The 316-nt window shown below is 39.9% G+C and carries 1 protein-coding gene; it reads left to right on the top strand.

What is annotated here, in order from left to right; translation table 11 throughout:
- A partial coding sequence (locus tag D3H55_RS23785) for a transposase (protein ID WP_136035808.1) occupies positions 1–316 on the top strand: 316 nt, incomplete at both ends.

Below are 316 nucleotides of genomic sequence, written 5' to 3'. Positions count from 1 at the left end.
CTTTAGAACGAGTGAGAAGGCGGGTCCAGAAAGATTTTCATCCATATGACCGCAAAAAATGTAAAAGAATGAAGCACATTTTTCATAAGCCATATAGCCAATTAAATGATCGGCAACACTGGTATTTAGAAAGGTATCTTGGTTTGTCTGAAGAGCTGCGTACAGCTTATGCGTTGAAAGAAGCCTACAGGTTATGGTTTGAAGAGGCGAAGGAAATTGGTACGTCAGCTCCTAATAAGGTTAAAGAGGGATTGTATAACTTTTACCGACAGGTTGAAAGTTCAAGCTTAAAGGAGTTTCACCAGGCTATTCAGAC

The sequence above is a fragment of the Bacillus salacetis genome, from assembly GCF_003581585.1.
Taxonomy (GTDB): Bacteria; Bacillota; Bacilli; order Bacillales; family Bacillaceae_B; genus Rossellomorea; species Rossellomorea salacetis.
This window is presented reverse-complemented; position numbering and strand designations above follow the sequence as displayed.